Below are 4,601 nucleotides of genomic sequence, written 5' to 3'. Positions count from 1 at the left end.
AGGGCAATTCAGTAAGTACTAAGATTACTTATTTTCGGGAAGAAAGGAACGATTCATCCGTCAGAGCCTTCATAAAGTGAACCAGATCTGCCTTTTCCTGCGTACTTAGGTTCAATGGATCGGCCGACAGCGTCTGGTTGGGTACGGTCAATCCCAGGCCCTGACCACCGCCCCGATCATAAAATTCCACGACTTCTTCGAGGGTTTTGTACACCCCATTGTGCATATACGGAGCCGTTAGGGCTACATTCCGGACGGTCGGTGTTTTGAAAGCATGGCGGTGCAGGTCGGTACCCGTCAGATTGTACTTTCCTACATCCGAATCCAGACTCAGGTTTTTCCAGCCGGCCTGAGCGGGTACGCCGAGCACTTCGCTTTCCGCTTTTTCGTAAAAGGGAGGAACCGTACCATTCGTCAGGGGCAGAAAATGGCAGGTGGCACATTTTGCTTTTCCGGCGAAAAGATTAAACCCGCGTTTTTCACTCGCGTTCAGTGCCTGCGGATTACCGCGTAGGTACTGATCAAAACGGCTGTTCAGCGAAATCAGGGTTCGTTCGTAGGCGGCCAGTGCATTCCGGATGGCGTGCGTCGTCATGCCTTCGGGATAGGCTTTGGCAAAAGCTTTGCGGTAGTTAGGGTCTTGTTGCAGCTCCAGTAGGGCTTTGTCCAGCGAGCCGTGCATTTCTTCGTGATTACCAATCACATCAGTTGCCTGATCTTCCAGATAAACCACCCGTGAATCGTGAAACAGGCGGGCTTGCAGGGCGGCATTCAACAGCGTGGGCGTATTACGCGTCAGCAGGCCCCCCGACAGCGAAGCACTACGGGTTTGCCCGTCACTGAAACCCTTGTCGGGCTGGTGGCAGGAAGCACAGCTTCGTTGGCGATTCCCGGAAAGGATGGCATCATAGAACAACTGCCGACCCAACGCAATTTTTTCGGGCGTCGAGCGGTGAGCGGCTACCGATACGAAATGTTCCGCGTTGAATCCAGCCGTATCCTGAAAAGTCCGGGCCGTACTACGAAGCGTACGGGATTCCTCAAAGGGCTGTATGTTTAAAGATAACTGAACCTGGTACAAGGCTGAACTCAAGGGATTCAGAAAATTCGTCAGAAAGGCCAGTCGATCAAAGGCACTGAACGAACCGGTCAGTTGTTGTTCACTACTAATAAATAAAGTGTGAATTTGCCGGGCCTGGTCGGGATAGTCTGCTTCCAGAGCCTGCGTATAGGGTTCCAGCCGTTCTCGCAGGGCTGCCAGGGCACTTTGGGCTTCGGGCAACGAATGCAGGGCGACTGGTGAGTCAAACCCCGTGATTCCTAAGGAAATGATGCGGAAAATTTCCAGCCGGGCCGCGTCAAAAATGTGAGCGTCGGTAAGCTGATTGGAGCCATCCATAAACGAAAGCCGCGTCAGGTTGGCCTTGAGTACGCGAACGTGCTGTTGCAACTCCGCGTAGTGAACGGTATCCAGCACCGGGAATATGTATTCTTCAATGACCTGAAAGCCTTCGGGTGGAATGACGAGATTATCGGCTTCCTCGAATTCGTCGAGAGCCGGACCATTCAGGTTCTTAGCCGTTTCGGGGAAATAATATTCTGTCAGCCATTCCACGCGTTTGTACGCCAGTCGGGCCTGCCGAAAACGCTGCTGCAATTCATCGGCGGGACGTTTTTGCGTTACGGCCTGTAGTAAGGTAGTGACGGCCGAATCCAGTCCCGCAATATCCTGCCGGAATTGAAACTGTACGCGTTCGGCCCGGCTGGGTTTTGGTTGGCACGACCACCAGATGCCGAGACTGAGGCCAACGAAAGCAAGAAAAAGCCCAAGGTTTTTCATGGGGAAAAAGCAGAAATTCCTGCCGGAGTACCCGGCAGGAATAGGTTCTATACAATCATGAATGATTACCGAGGTAAGCCACGAATAATAACGACCTGACTGGCCTGATTTTCGTTTTTACGGATGCTACCACCATCCACGCCCGCGTAAGCGGGTGAACGCCAGCTGTGGGGTTGAATCATCAGCATAAAGGTGGCCTCTTTGCCCGTTTCTTCGGAGATATCAACCAGTGAGCCGTACTCCCAATCACCGAATTTGGAAAGGGCAAATTGCGTGGCCGTACTATTCTGATTGTATTTCTCCTTATCGGCAGTCGTGCGGTGATGATCCAGTTCGAATACTACTTTCAGCTCGCCCGTAGCGATGTTATACTGATAGAGGTAGCTATCGTGCGTTTCGTCACCGTAGCCATTGGGATCTTCCTGGATGTACACGTAATTTTTCGTTACGCAAAGGTTATCGACATCCTGGAACGTTTTAGCCTTGCCTGTACGGTCATCACCGTCGAGAATCACTTCCAGCTGACCCGCCAGCGGGTTGTTTGCATCGAGCGTCAGGCGGTACGTGCGGCCGTATTTCGTACGGGAATAGTCGGCATTCACACCCGTATTGTTTTGACCCGTTACGTTGAAGTACACTTCCCGACCGATACCATCCTTGCGGTAATCTACGTCTTCTACGCGACCGAATTGGATGGATTTCAGCTCCGTATTCACTTTTTCGTTCATCTGACGACCCGTCAGGGTTTTCTGATTCTCGATTTTAACGAACTCAACGGCATACTTCTGGTTCTGTTTGATGTCTATTTCTCGCTGATTCAGATCCTTGCGGCGAAGAGTATAGTACGAACCGTTATCCAGATCACCTACCTGATCGGCTACGTACAGGAACACCTGACCACCGTTGGTACCGCTGTCGTCATCACCTACCATAATCACCGTTTTGCCGGGGAAAGCCGTTTTGGGCAAGGGCAGAGCCTGCTCGGCATTCTGACGACCGAGTGACGACTTCGTCCGGGACATACTGGCGGCTCCAGCGGGACTGTAAGGATCCAGAGCGTGGATTTGCGACTCTTCGCTTGATTCGCCACAGGTCAGATACACGGGACCAAAGCCATGTTCCTTCGGAGTAGCCATCGTGGCTGAACACAGCCGGTACTGACCACCGTCGGAGTTAAGAATGTACTCGCCTTTTACGGGTTTAAACGTTTTGTCGAGTGTAATGCGGGATACGGCGAAGTTGTCTTCGTGGTTGATCAACATGGAAAACGTTCCATCCGCATTTTTGAGCAGGCCGGAACCATCCGCAGAACCACCAAAAACGAAATCGGGCGACTGGGGAAGTTTGTCGTCCGAACCGATCAGGGAAAATAATTCCAGAGATTCAAAGCCCGCCTGTTTTTTCAGCAGGGCCGGAGTAACCGAGTGGTTTTGTAAGACCACCGCATTGGAATTGTCGGGATCGGAGTGATCCGTACAAGACCAGAGAGCCAGGCCCAGAAGAACGGTAGAAGTTAATGCTCGTTGCATGGTAGATATGGTGAGAAGCCACAAAAATCCACCTACAGTATTACTTGAATATTACGGACGTTTTATCGTTTTATGAGCTTTGGAAAGGGTAGGTTTTTTCAATCAGTATAGTTAGGAAAGCGTCTTCAAACTCAGAAAGAAAGTGTTGATGAACCCCTGAAAAATGAGATCTATGAGCAGGAATGCCAACCTATTTCAGGAACGTAAATCGTTTGGCAAGAGCGGTAGTACTACCGGAGAAAACCGGAGTAGGAGCAGAAACAAAAAAGAAAGAACAACCCTTTATACGTCAATTTTTGTCGTTTGACATATAAAGCGTACAGTTCATAGAATAAGCTTCATACCCCCGCTTGAAGAAGTGTAATTTTGAACCATAGGTTTAGAGGTTAAGCAGGAAACTCCCCCGTGATTCATGAGGGAGTTTTTTTATGAATACCGGGGAGGTCTCTGGGCCTTAGGCAGTTGATTATGACTGTTCCAGAAATCAAAGACCGTATTCCAGACATTAATATACTCTTTGCGGTTCTGGGGCTTGATGACAAAGGCATTGACGCCACTGGTGTAAGCCTCTTTGATAAACGCTTCGTTTTCCCAGTGGGAACACATCAATACGGGTAAGTGCTTCCACTGTCGCGAAGTCCGGAGCCGATCCAGTAGTTCAAATCCATTTTCTCCGGGTAATTCGTAATCCAACAACATAAAGCTGGGATTGACGTCTTCCAGATACAACAACGCCTGTTCCGCGTCTTCGGCAAAAAGTAACCGGCATTGCTGATTACTTTTTTCATAACTCCAGTTCATAATAAACCGATGATCCGGGTTATCTTCAACGACCAGTACTAACGGTTTTTCATTCATGATAATCTTGGTTCAAAAGCAAAACTGCCAGTGACTTAAAATAGACCTTTAGATGGTAATTCAATAATTTGAGCCCAATACGCGTAAATTTGCTTCCAGGTTTGAGCTAAATCCTGATACGTCTGGGGCTTGACAATGTAGCTGTTCGCTCCCTGCTCGTACGCTTTCTTGATGGTTTCTTCCTGTTCGGAAGTAGTAAACATCAAAACGGGTAAAGCTTTCAACGCCGTATTTTCCCGAATCCGAGTCAACAGCGATAAGCCATTGAGCCGGGGCATATTAATATCGAGCAAAATCAGCGAAGGTTCCAACGCCTGATTCTGTAACAACTCCCAGGCAAATTCTCCATCTTCTGCAAAAATGAGATCTCCCGG

General features: G+C 49.4%; 4 protein-coding genes. All 4 read right to left on the bottom strand.

The annotated features are described in order from the left end of the window. Positions 1-28 precede the first annotated feature (28 nt). On the bottom strand, positions 29-1,840 hold the full coding sequence (locus ACOJTG_RS17625) for a cytochrome c peroxidase (protein ID WP_420155023.1): 1,812 nt from the start codon (positions 1,838-1,840) through the stop codon (positions 29-31). Between the two features lie 65 nt (positions 1,841-1,905). Beyond that, positions 1,906-3,369, bottom strand: a complete 1,464-nt coding sequence (locus ACOJTG_RS17620) for a hypothetical protein (RefSeq protein ID WP_420155022.1) — start codon at positions 3,367-3,369, stop codon at positions 1,906-1,908. A gap of 426 nt (positions 3,370-3,795) precedes the next feature. Beyond that, positions 3,796-4,227, bottom strand: a complete 432-nt coding sequence (locus ACOJTG_RS17615) for a response regulator (RefSeq protein WP_420155021.1) — start codon at positions 4,225-4,227, stop codon at positions 3,796-3,798. Between the two features lie 35 nt (positions 4,228-4,262). Beyond that, on the bottom strand, positions 4,263-4,601 hold a 339-nt coding region (locus ACOJTG_RS17610), incomplete at its 5' end, for a response regulator (RefSeq protein ID WP_420155020.1).

It is taken from the genome of Siphonobacter sp., assembly GCF_048595215.1.
Classification (GTDB): domain Bacteria; phylum Bacteroidota; class Bacteroidia; order Cytophagales; family Spirosomataceae; genus Siphonobacter.
This window is presented reverse-complemented; position numbering and strand designations above follow the sequence as displayed.

Coding starts and splice junctions, on each gene's coding strand:
- ACOJTG_RS17625 (WP_420155023.1), bottom strand. CDS start 1,840: ATGAAAAACCTTGGGCTTTTTCTTGCTTTCGTTGGCCTCAGTCTCGGC.
- ACOJTG_RS17620 (WP_420155022.1), bottom strand. CDS start 3,369: ATGCAACGAGCATTAACTTCTACCGTTCTTCTGGGCCTGGCTCTCTGG.
- ACOJTG_RS17615 (WP_420155021.1), bottom strand. CDS start 4,227: ATGAATGAAAAACCGTTAGTACTGGTCGTTGAAGATAACCCGGATCAT.